General features: G+C 68.5%; 9 protein-coding genes. 6 read left to right on the forward strand and 3 right to left on the reverse strand.

All coding sequences use genetic code 11. The features are described 5' to 3' along the window. Positions 1-140: 140 nt before the first annotated feature. Positions 141-1100, forward strand: a complete 960-nt coding sequence (locus D4740_RS07780; RefSeq protein WP_119836360.1) for an NAD(P)-dependent alcohol dehydrogenase — start codon at positions 141-143, stop codon at positions 1098-1100. Positions 1101-1183: 83 nt separating this feature from the next. Here the strand turns inward: D4740_RS07780 and betT are convergent, their stop codons facing one another. The 3 genes from betT to D4740_RS07795 form a co-directional block, all read right to left on the reverse strand. Beyond that, positions 1184-3169 (reverse strand): choline BCCT transporter BetT, encoded by a 1986-nt coding sequence (gene betT, locus D4740_RS07785; RefSeq protein WP_259390733.1) that lies wholly within the window; start codon positions 3167-3169, stop codon positions 1184-1186. A 146-nt stretch (positions 3170-3315) separates the two neighbouring features. Continuing rightward, positions 3316-5082 (reverse strand): choline dehydrogenase, encoded by a 1767-nt coding sequence (betA, locus tag D4740_RS07790; protein WP_119836362.1) that lies wholly within the window; start codon positions 5080-5082, stop codon positions 3316-3318. A 136-nt stretch (positions 5083-5218) separates the two neighbouring features. Then, positions 5219-6748 (reverse strand): aldehyde dehydrogenase family protein, encoded by a 1530-nt coding sequence (locus D4740_RS07795; RefSeq protein ID WP_119836363.1) that lies wholly within the window; start codon positions 6746-6748, stop codon positions 5219-5221. A 667-nt stretch (positions 6749-7415) separates the two neighbouring features. On the opposite strand from D4740_RS07795, the gene D4740_RS07800 reads away from it, so the two are divergent. The 5 genes from D4740_RS07800 to ppdK all read left to right on the forward strand — a co-directional run bounded on the left by D4740_RS07800 (position 7416) and on the right by ppdK (position 18309). After that, entirely contained in the window at positions 7416-10013 is a 2598-nt protein-coding gene (locus D4740_RS07800; RefSeq protein WP_119836364.1) for an ATP-dependent Clp protease ATP-binding subunit, read from the forward strand. Between the two features lie 285 nt (positions 10014-10298). After that, positions 10299-11747 (forward strand): hypothetical protein, encoded by a 1449-nt coding sequence (locus tag D4740_RS07805; protein ID WP_119836365.1) that lies wholly within the window; start codon positions 10299-10301, stop codon positions 11745-11747. Continuing rightward, on the forward strand, positions 11744-14137 hold the full coding sequence (gene pelF / locus D4740_RS07810) for a GT4 family glycosyltransferase PelF (protein WP_259390734.1): 2394 nt from the start codon (positions 11744-11746) through the stop codon (positions 14135-14137). Before D4740_RS07805 ends, pelF begins: the two co-directional genes overlap by 4 nt. Further along, complete coding sequence (locus D4740_RS07815; protein ID WP_119836366.1) at positions 14134-15213, forward strand: putative glycoside hydrolase; 1080 nt, start codon at positions 14134-14136, stop codon at positions 15211-15213. Before pelF ends, D4740_RS07815 begins: the two co-directional genes overlap by 4 nt. A 387-nt stretch (positions 15214-15600) precedes the next feature. After that, the gene (gene ppdK, locus D4740_RS07820) at positions 15601-18309 is read left to right on the forward strand and encodes a pyruvate, phosphate dikinase (protein WP_119836367.1); all 2709 of its coding nucleotides are present in this window, start codon (positions 15601-15603) and stop codon (positions 18307-18309) included. The last annotated feature ends 64 nt before the right edge of the window (positions 18310-18373 follow it).

Genomic DNA, 18373 nt, shown 5'->3' on the forward strand with positions numbered 1-18373 from the left:
GGCAGCGCCTGCGCCACCTGCTGAGGCGGGCGCGGACCTGTCGACTCCGACGCGACACGTTGCTGTGTGCTCACGAAGGGCTGGGGCACGCCATCGAGGTGCTACGATACGTTTCGTAAACATCGTCTGAGGAGGACTCGATGGACGAGAGCCAGATGTGGGCCGTTCAGTACCGCCGCTACGGCGGACCCGAGGTGATGGAGGTGGGGCAGGCGGCTGTGCCGAGCCCCTCGGCTGCGCAGGTGCTGGTCGAGGTATCTGCGTTCAGCCTCAACCAGCTGGACCTGGACGGGCGGGCCGGGAGGATGCGGCCCATGATGGGGTTCGGTTTCCCTAAGGGCTCGGGGGTGGACTTCGTCGGCAGGGTTGTGCAGGGCGGTGGTCGTGCAGCAGGAGTAGATGACGGCGACGTGGTGTGGGGCTACACCGGCCTGAAGCCGCCGGGGCGGGCCGCCGCTGCGGCTCAGTACGTGGCCACTGGCGCTGACCAGGTAGCCAGGGCGCCTAGGACCATACCCCCGGGTGAGGCGGCCGCGCTCCCGCTGGTGGGGCTGACCGCTCTGCAGGCGCTGCGGGCGCTGCGTGTGGGCAGCGGCAAGCAGGTCCTGGTCGTCGGGGGCAATGGCGGGGTCGGGTCGGCTACCATCCAGGTGGCTCGCCTGCTCGGTGCCGAGGTGGACGCGGTGGTCGGTCGGCAGAGTCAGGCGGCTGAGCGGGCTGGCGCGAGGCAGCTCTACAACTACCACTCTGGTGGGCCGGAGCAGATCACCAGGAAGTACGACGCCGTCGTCAACGCCGCGGGGGCCAGCATGCTCGCCTACAGGAGGACGACTGCCCGCGGAGGCGAGGTCATGGCGCTGTCCCCGGCTGCGATACCGCTGGTCGTCTTGTCTCTCCTCAGTCCCGGTGCCAGGATCCGGACGATGTCGGCCAGGTCGGTGCCCGAGGACCTGACCTGGCTGGCCGACCGTGTAGACGACGGGTCGCTAGTCCCCATCATCGACACGAGCTACGAGCTCAAGGACGTCGCCCGGATGCACGAGGACGCGCAGGCGCGGTCGGCCTGCGGAAAGCGTGTGGTGGTTGTGGGGCAGCACTGAGCGGCACCGGGGTTGCTGGGCCTGCTCCCCACGTCACGGGGTGCCACAAAGGCGTCCCGGCACACCGATAGGGCCAGCAGAGGTCAGTACTGCTCTGCTTCCAGGGACTCCTCCCTGGAAGCGGCCACCAGTTCGTAGCGCTCGTAGTGGTCGAGCACGTCGTTGCAGATCTGGTTGCCCTCGTAGGGGTAGATGCTGTAGCTCAGCCCCTCCCCAAGCGTGACCTCGAGGTGGATCGTCGTGTCCTCTGCCCTGATCATGCGAGCACCGTAGGAGGTGGCTCGCGAGCGCCGGATCTGGACCGGATAGATGAAGTCCTCGCCGTCCTCGTCCTGTGACAGCGCCTCCAGCTGGACACGCTTGAAGACGTCGTGCTGGAGGCCGTCCGATATCTCACGGACCACGGCGGGGACCCCGCGCTCCTGCAGGGCCGCGGCAACCTCGTCCAGGGCGGGCATGATGACGTTCTGGAGCCGCTGCTCGGCCTGGCGGGAGGACACCGAGCCCAGCGACAGCGACAGGCGCCGCCGCCACGACCCCACCGAGATCGTCGGCTCGGGACTGGTCCACTGGACCGCGAAAGAACGGTAGACCGCCTGCTCGTGCTCGTGCTCCTCGCGCAGAGCCCGGTTGAGGCCCACCATGACGAGCACCAGGACAAGGGCAAAGGGCACCGCCATGATGATCGTGGCGCTTTGCAGGGCCGTGATGCCACCGACCAGCAGCATGCCGATCGTCAGCGCCCCTGTGACCGCCGCCCACAGGATGCGCAGCGAGGGGCGGGCGTCGGTGTCGGCCGTAGGCAGCTCGCTGCACAGGTTGGCCATGACCAGGGCGCCGGAGTCGGCGGAGGTGACGTAGAACAGCAGCCCTACGAGTGTCGACAGGGCGACCAGCATGGGGGTGCCCGGCACCGTGGTGAGCAGCTCGAAGAACCCCTGCTCCGGGGAGGCCTCCACGGCCTGCCCGAACGCGGAGTCCCCGTCCATGATCCGCTTCACCGCGGTGTTGCCGAAGATCGAGATCCACATGATGATGTAGGAGAAGGGGATCACCAGGGTGCCCAGGACGAACTGGCCGATCGTGCGCCCCTTGGAGATGCGTGCCAGGAACATGCCCACGAACGAGGCCCAGGCGATCCACCACGCCCAGAAGAAGAGCGTCCAGGACTGCATCCACTCACTCGGGTAGCTGTAGGCCATCGTGTCCAGGGTCATCCCGGGGAACATGGTGACGAAGTCGCCGACGTTCATGACCATGGCGCGCAGCAGGAACGTGGTGCTGCCGGTGACCAGCGCCCAGCCGGCCAGGACGATCGCCAGCGCCACGTTGAGCTGGGACAGCAGGCGCACACCCCTGTCGACGCCGGTGGTAGCCGATACCGTGGCCAGGACTACCGCCAGGACCACCAGCATCGTCTGGGCCCCGAGCCCCTGCGGCACCCCGAACAGGATGTTCAGGCCCACGTTGAGCATAACCACGCCGATGCCCAGCGAGGTGGCGACACCGAAGATCGTGCCGATCACCGTCGCGACGTCGATCGAGTGCCCGATGGGACCGCGGACTCGCTTGCCGAAGAGGGGCACCAGCACCGAGCGCACGGCCAGCGGCGCCTTCTTGCGGTGGGCGAAGTATCCCAGGGCCAGCCCCATGAGGGCGTACATCCCCCAGCCGGTGACGCCATAGTGGTAGATCGTCCACACGGTCGACTCACGGGCGGCCTCCACGGTCTGTCCGGGCACCTGGGGCGGGGAGAGGAACTGTGTCGCAGGCTCGGCGACGGCGTAGAACATGAGGTCCGTGCCGATGCCTGCGGCGAACAGCATGGCCGCCCAGGAGAAGGTGGAGTACTGGGGGCGGTCGTAGTCACCCCCCAGGCGCACGCTGGCGTAGCGGAAGCCCACGTAGATGACGAACAGCAGCGCTGCGGTGGCCAGTGTGATGTAGAACCAGCCGAGGTGGTCGGCAGCCCACACCACGGTGGTGTCCAGGACGCGGCCCGCCGCCGTCGGTGTCGCCAGGCACCAGGTGGCCATGAGCCCAGTGACCAGCAGGGAGGTGATAAGCACGGGTCGCTTGACGGGTGGCAGGCTGTCCTGGACGGCCGCCTGCCGGGCACCCTGGGCTGGTTGTCGTGGTGTCTGGTTGCCTCCGTCTTTGTCGTTGTCTCCCGGTTTTTCCCTTAGTTGTTTCGTCTTCTGGCCCGCCTCCTTCATCAGGCACCCCCGGTATGGCGGGCTAAGGCCGGGTGCTGCGCCTCGGCCTGCGCGGCGCTGGGGAGCTCCGTGGGAGCGTCCCAGCTGTTGTTGCGAGGGTCCCCTGGCGGGTAGGCCGGCATCGACCCGTCGGCCTTGAAGACCGGGGTGTGCTCGGGTGCCAGCGGGGTGCTGCCGGTGATGAGGTCGGCCGCCTTCTCCGCCACCATCATGACCGGCGCGTAGATGTTGGCGTTGGTGATGGTCGGGAAGACCGAGGCGTCGACGACGCGCAGCCCCTGGGTGCCGTGGACCCGCATGGAGGAGGGGTCGACGACGGACATGTCGTCGGTACCCATCTTCGCCGAGCACGAGGGGTGCAGTGCGGTCTCGGCGTCCTGGGCGACCCAGCGGAGGATCTCCTCGTCGGAGGAGACCTCGGGACCGGGGGAGATCTCCCCGGCGTCGAAGGGGGCCAGGGCCGGCTGGGCCAGGATGTGGCGGGCGGCACGGACCACCTCGACCCACTCACGTCGGTCGCGCTCTGTGGACAGGTAGTTGAACAGGATGGACGGGCGCACGCCGGCGTCGGGGCTCGTGATGTGGATGCGGCCGCGTACGTCGGAGTTCATCGGCCCGATGTGCACCTGGTAGCCGTGCTTGGAGGCCGGGGCGGAGCCGTCGTAACGCACTGCGATGGGCAGGAAGTGGAACTGCAGGTTCGGGTAGGCCACGTCGTCGTTGGTGCGGATGAAGCCGCCGCCCTCGAAGTGGTTAGAAGCTCCTACGCCCGAGTCGAGGAACAGCCACTGAGCGCCGATGTAGGGTGCCTTCCACATCCTCAGCCACGGGGCGATCGAGACCGGCTGGAGGCACTCGTGCTGGAGGTAGACCTCCAGGTGGTCCTGCAGGTTCTCACCGACGCCTGGCAGCTCGACGCGCGGCCGCACGCCCGCGGCCTGCAGCACCCCGGGGTCACCCACCCCGGACAGCTCCAGCAGCTGGGGGGTGTTGAAGGCGCCACCGCACAGGATGACCTCGTCGGCCTCCACGTGGTGGTACCTGCCCAGGCGGCTGAAGTTGACGCCGGTCACACGGGTGCCGCTCCACGTCAGCCTTGTCACGTACGCGAGGGTGGTGAGGTCAAGGTTCCTGCGGTCGCGCACCGGGCGCAGGTAGGCGCGCGCCGCGCTCCAGCGGGAGCCGTGTCGGGTGTTGCGGTCAAAGGGCGCGAACCCCTCCTGGCGGTAGCCGTTGACGTCGTCGGTATGCGGGTACCCGGCCTGGGCCGCCGCCTCGAAGAAGGCCTGGAACAGTGGTGAGGTGGCGGGGCCGCGGTCCAGGTGGAGCGGGCCCGCTCCACCTCGCCAGGCGTTGGCGCCGGCCCGGCGGGTCTCCATGCGCCTGAAGTAGGGCAGGCAGTGGGCGAAGTCCCACTCCTCCATCCCCGGGCTGGCAGCCCAGCGGTCGTAGTCACCCGGGTTGCCGCGCTGGAAGATCATGCCGTTGATCGACGACGACCCGCCCAGAACCTTGCCCCGAGCGTGCTTGACGCGGCGTCCCCCCATGTAGGGCTCGGGGTCCGTCTCGTAGGCCCAGTCGTAGAGGGGGTTGCCAGCCGGGAACATGAGCGCGGCCGGCATGTGCACAAGAGGGTCGAGGAGGAAGTCGGCGCGGCCGGCCTCCAGGACAAGGACGGAGGTAGCGGGGTCCGCAGACAGGCGGTTGGCCAGGGCCGATCCAGCTGATCCTCCTCCGACGATGACGTAGTCGTAGCGCTTCTTCACGTGAGCTTCTCCCTCTTCTTGGTGTGTTTCCTGTGCTTCCTGGTGCTCTTCGCGGGCAGGCTGCTGTACTTTGCGACTTTGATGTGCCTTTTTGATGTGCCTTGCTGTACGCCTCCTCCGCGTAGCGCCGACGGGGCTACCCTGCTGCGCAGGGGTCGGCGAACCACCCGGCCCGTGCCGGCCGGAGGTTGTGCCAGATGTGCTTGTGCTCCTGGTACTCGGCCAGGCCGGCGACTCCCAGCTCGCGGCCGACCCCGGACTGCTTCATGCCGCCCCACTCGGCCTGCGGCACGTAGGGGTGGTAGTCGTTGATCCAGATCGTCCCGTGGCGCAGCCGCCGGGCTACGCGCTCGGCGCGTCCGGCGTTCTCGGTCCACACCGCGCCCGCGAGCCCGTAGATGGTGTCGTTGGCGATGGCCACCGCAGCGTCCTCGGCCTCCTGGGGCGCTGACCCGCTGAAGGTCTCGACGGTGAGGACGGGGCCGAAGGACTCCTCGTGCACGCAGGCCATATCGGAGGTGCAGCCGTCCAGGATCGTCGGCGGGTAGTACCAGCCGGACTCCAGCCCCGCGCCGCTGGGACGCTGCCCGCCGCAGCGCAGGACGGCGCCCTCGGCCACGGCCTGGGCCACGTACTGCTCCACCTTGTCTCGGTGGGCCTGGCTGATGAGCGGGCCGGTCTCCGCCTCGGGGTCGAAGGGACCACCCAGACGGATGGCCTCGGCCCGCCGGACGAGCTCGTCGACCACCTGGTCGTGGACCGACTCCTCGACCACCAGCCGTGCACCCGCTGAGCAGACCTGCCCGGAGTCGAGGAAGACGGCCGTGAGCGCGTTGTCGACCGCGGCGTCCAGGTCGGCGTCGGCGAAGACGACGTTGGGGTTCTTGCCGCCCAGCTCCAGTGCCACCCGCTTGACCGTGCCGGAGGCGGAGGCCATGATCGACCGCCCGGTATCCAGCCCGCCGGTGAAGGACACCAGGTCGACGTCGGGCGACTCCGTGAGGACCGGGCCCACGACCCCGCCGGAGCCCAGCACCAGGTTGGCCACACCGTCGGGCAGGCCGAGCTCGGTAAGCGTGCGGCACAGCCACACGGCGGTCTGGGGTGTGAGCGCCGCTGGCTTGAGGACGAAGGTGTTGCCCGCCGCGAGGGCGGGCGCGACCTTCCAGGCTGTCTGGAGCAGCGGGTAGTTCCACGGGGTGATCAGTGCGCACACGCCAACCGGCTCGGTCACCACACGGCTGGCGACGTCGGGCACCCCGGCGTCGACCACCCGGCCGGCCTCGTCCTGGGCGAGGGACGCGAAGTGGCGGAACACGGACACGATGTCGGCCATGTCGACAAGGCTCTCCACATGACGCTTGCCGGTGTCCAGCGACTCCAGGCGGGCCACTGCGTCCGACTCCGTCTCGAGCCTGTCGGCCAGTGCGGTCAGGAGCCTGGCGCGCTGGGGGGACGGGGTGCCAGGCCAGGGGCCGTGGTCGAAGGCGTAGCGGGCTGCGGCCACGGCAGCCCGGGCGTCCTGGACGGTGGCCTCGGGGACCTCGGCCACCTGTGTCCCGTCAGCCGGGCACACGATGGACCGGGTGCCTCCGTCTGATGCGGCTCTCCACTGGCCGCCGATGAGCAGCTGGTTGACGAGTGTGTCCTGTGTCTCCTGAGTCACGGTTGCCCCCTATGTCTGGTCGGGTGTCTGGAATGTTGCTGTGTCTTCAGGGCTGATGATGTCGGTGGACGTCGAGGTGCTGATGCGGTCGTAGACCTGGTGAGGCTGCTCGTGTCCAGGTCCTTCTGGGTGGGCCTTCCGCTGTGCAGTTGTCATGCGCGACCGGGGCCGGGGAGCCGCAGCGGCTGGCAGGAGCCGGGGCCCGTGGTGACGAAGTGATTTCATCCTAGCGGCGATAGTTGCTGAGTGCAGGGGGGAGGCGTCATTATGGGCTATACCGACTGTATTTGTATGGCTGCATGAGAGCGTTAGGCTTATGTGTAGACGGATTGCGTATACCGCCTGGGTGGTCCGTTCTGCGGCCGTGCTCGGCTGACCGGTGGGCCGGTGGAGTGGGGTATGAATTTCACTGGAACTTGCCGGTATGTGGCGGCATGCGTGTCGGGCGGCGAGCCTGTCCCGGTCGCCCGGTGGCGCGCCTATTCCTGAGCCGCCCTGACTCAACCTTGCCTCACGCCTACCGCGAACAGGGGCATGGGCCCCTGTCCGTCCTGGTTAGCCTTGTCAGCACGTGCCCAAGCGCCCTCTGCTCCTAGGCGCTCCGCCACCTGGCTTCCTGAGACGCAGGAGGGTGCCGCACCGAGCACGTGCCGAGGAGGAACCACTGATGTTTGAACGCTTTACTGACCGTGCCCGCCGCGTCGTCGTCCTGGCCCAGGACGAGGCCCGGGCGCTCAACCACAACTACATCGGCACCGAGCACCTCCTTCTTGGCCTCATCCACGAGGGCGAGGGGGTGGCTGCCAAGGCTCTGGAGTCCATGGACATCTCCCTGGATGCCGTGCGTGCACAGGTGGTGGAGATCATCGGCGAGGGGCAGTCGGCCCCTACCGGCCACATCCCCTTCACTCCCCGGGGCAAGAAGGTCTTCGAGCTGTCCATGCGTGAGGCGCTCCAGCTCGGCCACAACTACATCGGCACCGAGCACCTGCTCCTGGGCCTGCTGCGCGAGGGGGAGGGCGTTGCCGCGCAGGTGCTGACCAACCTGGGCGGGGACCTCTCCAGCGTCCGCCAGACCGTGCTGCAGATGCTGTCGGGCTACGAGGGCAAGGAGACTGTCAACGCGGGCGGCCCCTCCAAGGAGGGCACGCCGTCGGGCAGCGCCATCCTGGACCAGTTCGGCCGCAACCTGACCGCGGCGGCCCGTGAGGGCAAGCTGGACCCGGTCATCGGGCGCCACAAGGAGATGGAGCGGGTCATGCAGATCCTCTCCCGCCGCACCAAGAACAACCCCGTCCTCATCGGGGAGCCCGGCGTGGGCAAGACAGCCGTCGTGGAGGGGCTGAGCCAGGCCATCGTCCACGGCGACGTCCCTGAGTCGCTGCGGGACAAGCAGCTCTACTCCCTGGACATGGGCTCCCTGGTCGCGGGCTCGCGCTACCGTGGTGACTTCGAGGAGAGGCTCAAGAAGGTCCTCAAGGAGGTGCGCACCCGTGGGGACATCGTCCTGTTCATCGACGAGATCCACACCCTGGTAGGGGCGGGGGCAGCCGAGGGCGCCGTGGACGCCGCCAGCATCCTCAAGCCCATGCTGGCCCGTGGTGAGCTCCAGACCATCGGCGCTACCACCCTGGAGGAGTACCGCAAGATCGAGAAGGACGCTGCCCTGGAGCGTCGCTTCCAGCCGGTGACTGTGGACCAGCCGAGCATCGAGGAGACGGTCGGCATCCTCACCGGGCTGCGGGACCGCTACGAGGCATTCCACCGCGTGGTCATCACCGATGACGCTATCGAGGCTGCCGCCAAGCTCTCCGAGCGCTACATCAACGATCGCTTCCTGCCGGACAAGGCTATCGACCTGGTGGACGAGGCCGGCGCGCGCCTGCGCATCCGTCGCATGACCGCGCCCCAGGAGCTGCGCGACATCGACGAGAAGATCGCCGAGGTCAAGCGGGAGAAGGAGTCGGCGATCGACGACCAGGACTTCGAGCGGGCCGCGTCCCTGCGTGACGACGAGCACCGCCTGGCCGAGGAGCGCGCCTCCCGGGAGAAGGCCTGGCGCTCCGGCGACCTGGACCAGGTCGCCGAGGTCGATGAGAACCTCATCGCCGAGGTCCTGGCTATGTCCACCGGCATCCCCGTGGTCAAGCTGACCGAGGCCGAGTCCGCCAAGCTCCTCAACATGGAGACCGAGCTGCACAAACGCATCGTTGGTCAGAACAAGGCGATTGAGGCCCTGTCCAAGTCGATCCGGCGCACCCGCGCGGGCCTGAAGGACCCCAAGCGTCCTGGCGGCTCCTTCATCTTCGCCGGCCCCACCGGCGTGGGCAAGACCGAGCTGGCCAAGGCGCTGGCGGAGTTCCTCTTTGACGACGAGGACGCCCTCATCCAGCTGGACATGTCCGAGTTCGCCGAGAAGCACACCGTCTCACGCCTCTTTGGAGCACCCCCCGGCTACGTCGGCTACGACGAGGGCGGGCAGCTGACCGAGAAGGTGCGGCGCCGTCCCTTCTCCGTGGTGCTGTTCGACGAGGTGGAGAAGGCCCACCCCGATATCTTCAACTCACTGCTGCAGATCCTGGAGGATGGCCACCTCACCGACGCCCAGGGGCGCGTGGTGGACTTCAAGAACACCGTCATCATCATGACCACGAACCTGGGCAGCAAGGACATCGGCAAGTCGGTGGCTACCGGCTTCCAGTCCACGGAGTCTGGCGCCATGGACTACGAGGAGATGAAGGCCCACGTCAACCGTGAGCTCAAGCAGCAGTTCCGGCCTGAGTTCCTCAACCGCGTGGATGACCTCATCGTCTTCCCGCAGCTGACCAAGGAGGAGGTCCGCCAGATCGTGGACCTCATGATCACCCGCCTGGCGGGCCGCCTGGCCGAGCAGGAGATGACCATCGAGCTGACCGACGCCGCCAAGGAGCTCCTGGCCGAGCGTGGCTTTGATCCCGTCCTGGGCGCGCGGCCTCTACGCCGTGCTATCCAGCGTGATATCGAGGATGCCCTGAGCGAGAAGATCCTCTTCGGGGAGATCGAGCGCGGACAGAAGGTGGTGGTCGACGCCGAGGGCGAGTCGATCCTCGGGGAGTTCATCTTCCGTGGCGTGCCTTGGACCCCGGCCGAGCGTGAGGCGGCTGCGGTACGTGAGGCGGAGAAGATCGCCTCCTCCGCTGGGTCTGCCGGTACTCCTGTGGGGGCGCCGAGGACACCCGTGGGCGGTGGAGAGGGCGCCGCGCCAGCTCCTGGGGGTGCCTACTGAGGCATCCTGTGATGTAGGCACTCACGGCTCGGACGGGCGTCCGCCTGTCCGGGCCGTGAGGCTTTTCTCGGAGGGCTGATTCCTACGACGTGACCTGTCACGGCGGGGCTGCACGCGTGACGGCAACTCCATGGGAGGAGCGTCATGGTGTGAGAATGGCCCGATGCCTCCCACCTTACCGCCCTGGGTATCTCTGGACCGTTACAGTTAGGCAACGGCCGCGGCCGTGTACCCACAGGCACGACCCAGGTATCTGGGCTCGCCGCTCGTCGACGAACAGGCCTTATGACTCAGTCCAGATACGCTCCACGGCACATCAACAGGTTCCGGCGTCCGCTGCTGCGTACCACCAACGCGGCGGCGGTTGTCGTGGGTGCCTGCGTCCTGGTGGCTGTGCTGCCCCTGCTCGGCTGGCCCCGTCCCGCTACTGCCCTGGTTGGCCTTGTCGCGCTGGGGACGACGTTGGGGCTGGTCACGGCACCGCCTACCTCCGCCCTGAAGTGGGGCGTCCTGCCCCACGGCGGCCGTCGGGGCTGGGCCGTCACGATGGTCCTGGCCATGTCCCCGGCAATCCTCCTGGGCCTAGCCTTCCCGGTGGTGGCTGGTCGTGTGTCCGCGCACTCAGCGGGGGGTGTCAACCTCCAGGTCATCATCCTCAGCGTGTCGGTGGCGGTGCCCTGGCTCAGCCAGGTCACCGGCAACCCTGTCTACCGGCTCCTGGGTGACTCGATCGGGCGGGGACCTGCGGCTCTTCTGAGGCGCTACTGCTCGGTGTGGCCCGCCCTATTCGCCTGGGCGCTCGTTCCTACGCTCGCAGTCGTGCTGGTGATGGCTGCCGTGACCCGCTGGCAGCCTGCCGCTGTGGCGGTACACCTGGTCCTCCTCCTGCTCCACGTGGTCTTTGTCCAGTCGCTCATCGTGGCTGACGTGGCGGGTCGGCGACGTCTGTGGGCCTTCGGGTGGCTCTGCTACGCGGCTGCCCTCCTCGCCGCGCCGGGGTGGTGGTTCCTTCCGCCCCTGGCGGGCACGCTCAGCCAGGTCGTCCCGATGGGGGCGGCACTGAGGCAGCTGGTGCGTCCCAGCCCGGTGCCCGCGGTGCCCCTGCTCCAGGACATGGCCCGGGGAATGGTCCTGGGCGGCGTGCTGTGGTCGGACAAGTTCTTCCTGTTCCTCGCGGTGCGTCAGGACTTTGAGGTCGCGCTGGTCTACCTGTGCCTCCAGCCTGCCGTCGTCGCCTACTGCTACTACTTCGCAGTGACCTCACCCCGGCTCAACACGGAGATCGCGCTGTTCCAGGCCCAGCTCAACGAGGACGACATGACCGGGCTGCGTGCCCGGGGCAAGGTGCTGCGCCACCTGCTGGACGCGAGCCTGGTACGGGCCGGGTCCGTGGGCGCGGGCGCCGTGGTCGTGGAGGTGACGGTGGTGGCGCTGCTGGACCCTGCCCGGGTGCCGCTGGTGCTTGCTGTCGCCTCCTCCTCCCTGCTGTTCACCGTCCTCACGCTCCTGTCCTACGAGATCGACCATATCGGCGACCAGGCTTCGGCCCTGCTGCTGTCAGGTGCGCACGTCGCTGCGGCTGCCGGGCTCCTGCTGCATCTGGGTGGCACAGGTGCCTACCAGGTCCTGGTGGGTGTCGACCTGGTCCTGTGCCTAGTGGCTCTGGTCGTCTACCGCCGACGCTGGGCCTCTCCCGAGTACTCCTTCTTTTGGGGAAAGGCGATGTCCTGGTGAGCTCCTCGTCCTATCGGGCACGGCTGGAGAGCCTGCCCTCCTACTACTCGGCTCCTGCGGGTGGCTACGCACCGTTACCCGCAGCGCAGCCCTCGGCAGCTGAGGTGTCTGCTGGTCCGGTGCTGGACACTAGCGGGCGGGCAGCGGCCGCGCAGGTGCTGGGCACCGGTGACGGGAACGTGGCCCGACACCCGGACAGCATGTGGCTGAGCACCGAGCGGCCTGTGCGTGCGCACCCCGCTGCGCGTAGCGGCACCCCCCGCGAGCGCCTCGCCGGGCGTACGGCCCCGTCTCAGCCTGAGGGTCAGCAGAAGGACGGGGGCAGGGGGGTTGCTGCATCCCCCTCCGCAGAGCGACGTTGGCACGCAGGCCGCCACGTGCGTCCCGCTGCTGCCGGAGCGACCCCCTCGACCCCGGTAAGTCCTGAGCCCGCATCGGTGCGGCAACCTGTGTCGATCCCACTCTCCGCCTCACCGAGGCAGGGGGTGGCACCGGGAATGACGCCGGACGCCAGCGGCTACGGGTTTGTCGCTGCCGCTGCGCCCGATCTCACCTCCCCCTACAGCCCGCTGCCGACTCAGCACCGCCCGGCCGAGGGGCCGGGGGACTCTCGCAGCTCTGTCCTGTCGCCTCCTGCCGCCCCGCAGTCGGCACCCGGGGAGACGCATTCGGCCACGACCCTGGTCCCCTCCGGTCAGGCGCCCGGTGGTGGCGCCGGCAGCATCACGGAGGCCAGCGGTGCTGCCGATGCTGGGCAGTCCCTGCACGGTGGGGACGACGCCTCCCGGCTGCCTGACGGCGTCCCGGCAGACGGCTTCTACCAGGACGTGGACGTCGCCATCGTCATGGAATCCACCTACCCCTACCTCAAGGGTGGTGTCTCCGCCGTCGTGCACGACATCATCACCGGCAACCCCGAGCTGACCTTCGGGATCATCCACATCACCTGGGACTCCCACGCCCCCAGCCGCGACCTCTACGGGATGCCGGGCAACGTCGCCTGGGTCCGGGTCCTCTACCTGTCCATGGAGGAGCACCAGCAGGACTTTCTGCGGGCGCGCCCCCGCGACCTGCGCATGAGCCGTCGTCAGCGGCGCACCCTGTCGGCGCGCCTGGTGGACTCTCTCATCGCCCTGGCCAGCGAGGGGCGCACCGAGCCGCTGTGGGAGATTATCACCGAGGGCCTGGGCGGGGGGTCCCGGCGCTACCCGGTGTGGGCGATCCTGGGTACCCAGGAGTTCATGGAGGTCTACCGGGAGAGAATGCCTGACCTGGACATGCCCATGTCCGAGGTCTTCTGGTGCCTGCGCGACTTCTTCTCCCTGGCCTACGCAGTCTTGTCGGAGTCGATGCCGCGTGCCGCCGTCTACCACGCCCACACCACCGGGTACGCCGCCCTGCTCAGTGTCAACGCAGCCAAGGAGCACGGCACCTCCTTCCTGCTGACCGAGCACAACCTCTACGTCCGCGACACGGTCAACACCCTCCTGGACCGCCGTCTGGACTACGACATCACGCTCAACGACTACCGAACCTTTGACGTCACCGGCAGGCAGCGCATGTGGATGGCGTGGTGGCTGGAGATGGGGCGGCTGTGCTACCCCTACGCCTATGCCACCACCTACCTCTACCCGCGGGCGATCACGGAGGCGACCGAGCTCGGGGGCGACGCCAGCAAGGCGGTGGTTATCCCCAACGGCATCGTTACCAGCGAGTTCGACGCCTCCTACGCCGCCCGTATGAGGGCTGTGCAGGCCATCAGGCAGGAGGGGGCGGACAACCACCTGTGGAAGCTGGTCTACATCGCCCGGGTCGTGCCCATCAAGGGGCTGGTGGACATGATCGAGTCGGTGAGGACCATGGTGGACCGGGGACTGAGGATCCACCTGGACGTCTGCGGGCCTACGGAGCACCACCCCTCCTACTATGAGAAGTGCCTCAACCGCATCGTCGAGCTGGGGCTGGAGTCGGTCATCACGATCCGAGGCACGATCAAGGTCCGCCAGCACCTCCCGGACTTCGACCTCTTTGTCCTGCCCAGCTACAACGAGGGTCTTCCCGTGGTCTCGCTGGAGACCATGGGGGCGGGTATCCCTACCGTCAGCACCGACGTCGGGGCGGTGCGCTCGGTGGTCGCCGACGAGATCGTCGCCGAGGACGGCACGGTGTGGGGGCCGTGCGGCACCATTATCGAGCCAGGAGACCCGGTGCTCATGGCGGACAAGGTCCAGGAGATCATCCAGGACGTGGACCTGTACCAGCAGCTGTGCCTGGCGGCGCGGGGCCGTGTTGAAGCCGCCTACAACCTAGACAAGGTCAATGCTGCCTACAACCGTGTGTACCGTCAGGGCGGGGCAGGCAGGACCGGGAGAAAAGGAGCGCGCGCGTGAGCGGAGTCGGCGCCTGGGTCCGCTACGGGGACCCTCTGGGGCGTGAGGAGGTGGACTTCGCTGCCCGGCACTACCGGGTGGCCATTCTCCAGCCCTGGGAGACGCAGGCGGCTGAGCGTCTCAAGCAGGAGCGGCCGGACATGACCGTGCTGGCCTACCGGTGCCTGTCCTCGGCCCGGGACTTCGAGCCGCCGCAGCGCTGCGCCTCCGGCCTCACCTTCGACGAGCTGCGCCAGCGCGACTGGCTCGCCCGGCGCCGTGACGGCAGCCTGGTGGAGTGGTCGAGCTATCCCGGCCACTTCCAGGCGCGGGTGTGGGACCCGGGCTATCGGGTGCGCTGGGTGGAGCAGGTCTGTGAGGACATCGCGGACACCGCCTTTGACGGCGTGATGTCTGACAATGACGTCTTTGAGGACTACTACGACCTGGACCTGCCCCTGGAGGGGGTCGAGGACGCCGCCAGCCTGCGCAGGGTCCTGGACGGCTTCGTGGAGCAGGTCGGCTGGGGTCTGGCGGGAGTCGGCAAGATCCTGGTTCCCAACATTGCCGAGGCGCGGCGCGAGCCCGGCCGCTGGGAGTACCACGCCTCCTGGGGCGGGGGCTTTGACGAGTGCTGGCTCGGCTGGGGGGAGGCGACGCTCTTTGACGAGCCCACCTCGCTGGCCCAGGTCCACGAGCTCGACGGTCCCGGGCTGTCCGTGGTGCGCACGCCCGACGGGGGTGGTGGGGGCAGCCCGCACCCCCTGTACGGCCTGGCCGCCTTCTGGGTGTTTGGCGCGGGGGAGGGGGCCTACACGGCTACCGGGCGCGACGACTACTCCCGCACGCCCTGGTTCCCGGCTCTCGACGCCGACCTGGGGGCGCCGCTGGAGGCGCCCCACCGCCAGGCAGGAGTGTGGGTGCGGGAGTTCGAGGGCGGGACCGCGGCCGTGGTCCTCGACCCGGACCGGGGGGGAGAGCTGGACCTGGCTCCCGGCATGGTGTGTCCTGGTCCCCAGGGCAGGCCCGATGGTGAGCTCCTGCCCCGGCGTGTGGCGCTGGCACCTCACCACGGGCTGCTGGCGCTGCGGCCCTGAGGAGAGGAGCGGGTGCGCACGTGGTCCGCTGTGCGGAAGGTCGGTCTGGTCTGAGGGGCGCACCGTCCAAGGACGGCGTACCGGGAGCAGACCGGTGGTCAGGTGCCGCGCGTTGGCCGGGTTGGGCAGGAGGTAGTCGGTCTCTTCGGGGGACTGGTACTCGGCCAGAGACGATGCGGTCCAGTCGCCACGAAACGCCGTGAGCGACAGTAGTTTGTACCTAGGACTGAGGTCACACTAAAGTAGAACCTGCTTGTGCGTAGCGGTGGGCCGTGAGCTGGGTGGTGGCCACGGCTGGAGGCTGCGGCTGCCGTAGGCAGCCGCATATACGCGTAACCGACCACGGACAACCACAGAAACGACAACACGCCGGGAAGAGAGGCAAGGATGCCCAAGTACGTGTACCGCTTCAGCGAGGGGGACAAGGACCAGAAAGACCTCCTGGGCGGCAAGGGGGCCAACCTGGCTGAGATGACCCGCCTGGGCCTGCCTGTCCCTCCGGGCTTTACCATCACCACGGACGCCTGCCGCGCCTACCTGGCTGACGGTGAGGTCCCTGACGAGCTGGCGGTCCAGGTCACCACCGCGCTGCGCGAGGTGGAGGAGGAGCTCGGCCGCGGGCTGGGGGCCCAGCAGGACCCCCTGCTGGTCTCGGTGCGCTCCGGGGCAAAGTTCTCCATGCCCGGCATGATGGAGACCGTCCTCAACATCGGCCTCAACGACTCCTCCGTGGAGGGACTGGCTGCCGTCAGCGGGGACAGGCGCTTCGCCTGGGACTCCTACCGACGTCTCATCCAGATGTTCGGCAAGACCGTCCTGGACATCGACGGCGACCACTTCTCCGACGCTCTGGAGGCCAAGAAGGAGGCCAGGGGCGTCAGCCTCGACTACGAGCTGGGGGTGGAGGCGCTGACCGAGCTGGTGGAGGAGTACAAGACGATCGTGCGTGAGCACGCGGGTATCGACTTCCCCCAGGACCCGCGCGCCCAGCTCGACATGGCCACCGAGGCTGTCTTCCGGTCCTGGAACACCGAGCGCGCCCACATCTACCGTCGCCGGGAGAAGATTCCCCACGACCTGGGCACGGCTGTCAACGTGTGCACCATGGTCTTCGGCAACATGGGCCAGACCTCAGGGACCGGGGTGTGCTTCACTCGCGACCCCTCCACCGGGCGCTCAGGCGTCTACGGGGACTACCTGGTCAACGCCCAGGGTGAGGACGTCGTCGCGGGTATCCGCAACACCTTGTCCCTGGCTGACCTGGAGCACCTGGACAAGGCCTCCTACGACGAGCTGCGCTCGGCGATGCGCAAGCTGGAGACCCACTACCGCGACCTGTGCGACATCGAGTTCACCATTGAGCGCGGCCGCCTGTGGCTCCTGCAGACCCGGGTGGGCAAGCGCACCGCTGCCGCGGCCTTCCGCGTAGCCACCCAGCTGGTGGACGAGAAGCTCATCACTATGGACGAGGCCCTGACCCGTGTCACCGGCGACCAGCTCACCCAGCTGATGTTCCCTCAGTTCAACGGTGAGACCGACCGGGACCTGCTCACCCGGGCCATGCCCGCCTCCCCGGGGGCGGCTGTGGGCTACGTCGTCTTCGACAACGAGGAGGCGGTGGCCCGCGCCGAGGCGGGAGAGTCCGTCATCCTCGTGCGCCGGGAGACCAACCCGGACGACCTGCCCGGCATGGTGGCCGCCTCCGGTGTGCTGACTGCCAGGGGTGGCAAGACCTCCCACGCCGCCGTCGTGGCCCGCGGTATGGGCAAGACCTGCGTGTGTGGTGCTGAGGCCCTGGAGGTGGACGCCGAGGCCAAGACGCTGCGAGTAGCTGGCCGTGAGGAGGTCCTCACCGGCAAGGACGTCATCGCCATCGACGGGACCACCGGTGAGGTGTTCCTCGGGGAGGTCGCGGTGGTGGACTCCCCGGTCATGACCTACCTGCGCCGTGGCCTGGAGGAGGCGCTGGAGGCGGCTGGCGGCGTGGACACCCGTGAGCTGGTTACCAGCGTGCACCGGCTCATGCGCCACGCGGACAAGGTCCGCCGCCTGGAGGTGAGAGCAAACGCGGACACCCCCGACGACGCCCGTCACGCCATCCACCGTGGCGCCCAGGGGGTGGGGCTGTGCCGTACCGAGCACATGTTCCTGGGGGAGCGCAAGCGCTACGTGCAGAACCTCATCCTGGCCGGGAACCAGGATGAGCGCGAGCGTGCCCTGGCGGCGCTCCTGCCGCTGCAGAAGGGCGACTTCGTGCAGATGCTGGAGACCATGGACGGGCGCCCCATGACGGTGCGTCTCATTGACCCGCCGCTGCACGAGTTCCTCCCTGACCTCACCGAGCTGAGCGTCAAGGTCGCCCTGGAGCGCGAGCGCGGCACCCTGGACCCTGCTGAAGAGGAACTGCTGGCGGTGGTGCGCCGCTACCACGAGGCTAACCCGATGCTGGGGCTGCGCGGCGTGCGGCTCCTGCTGACCATGCCCGGGCTGATCGAGCTGCAGGTGCGGGCCGTGGCTGAGGCGGCGGTCGAGCGGCTTCGGGAGGGGGGTAGCCCGCTCCCGGAGATCATGATCCCGCTGGTGGGCAGCGTCCGTGAGCTCCAGATCGCGCGGGAGCGCGCTGAGGCCGTCCTGGCCGAGGTCTCCGCGGAGACCGGGTACGAGCTGGCCTTCCCGGTAGGCTGCATGATCGAGCTGCCGCGGGCGGCGGTGAGCGCGGACACGATCGCGGAGGAGGCGGACTTCTTCTCATTCGGCACTAACGACCTGACCCAGACCACCTGGGGATTCTCCCGAGACGACGTGGAGAGCACCTTCTTCAAGGAGTACCTGGAGGAGGGGGTCTTTGGCGTCTCCCCCTTCGAGACCGTTGACGAGCGCGGGGTGGGCCACCTGGTGGAGCTCGGGGCGCAGCGGGGACGCTCCGCCAGGCCCGGGCTCAAGCTGGGCGTGTGCGGTGAGCACGGGGGCGACCCGGAGTCCATCGGCTTCTTCCACCGTGTGGGCCTGGACTACGTGTCCTGCTCGCCCTTCCGGGTGCCGGTGGCGCGTCTGGAGGCGGGACGCGCGGCGGTGCTCTCGTCGGCAGGGGAGTAGGCGCCGGGCGGTGCGTGCCTGGGGCGCACGCCTCAGCCCAGTGCTGCGCTGGTCATGACATGAT

The sequence above is a fragment of the Actinomyces sp. 2119 genome (assembly GCF_003591215.1).
Classification (GTDB): Bacteria; Actinomycetota; Actinomycetes; order Actinomycetales; family Actinomycetaceae; genus Actinomyces; species Actinomyces lilanjuaniae.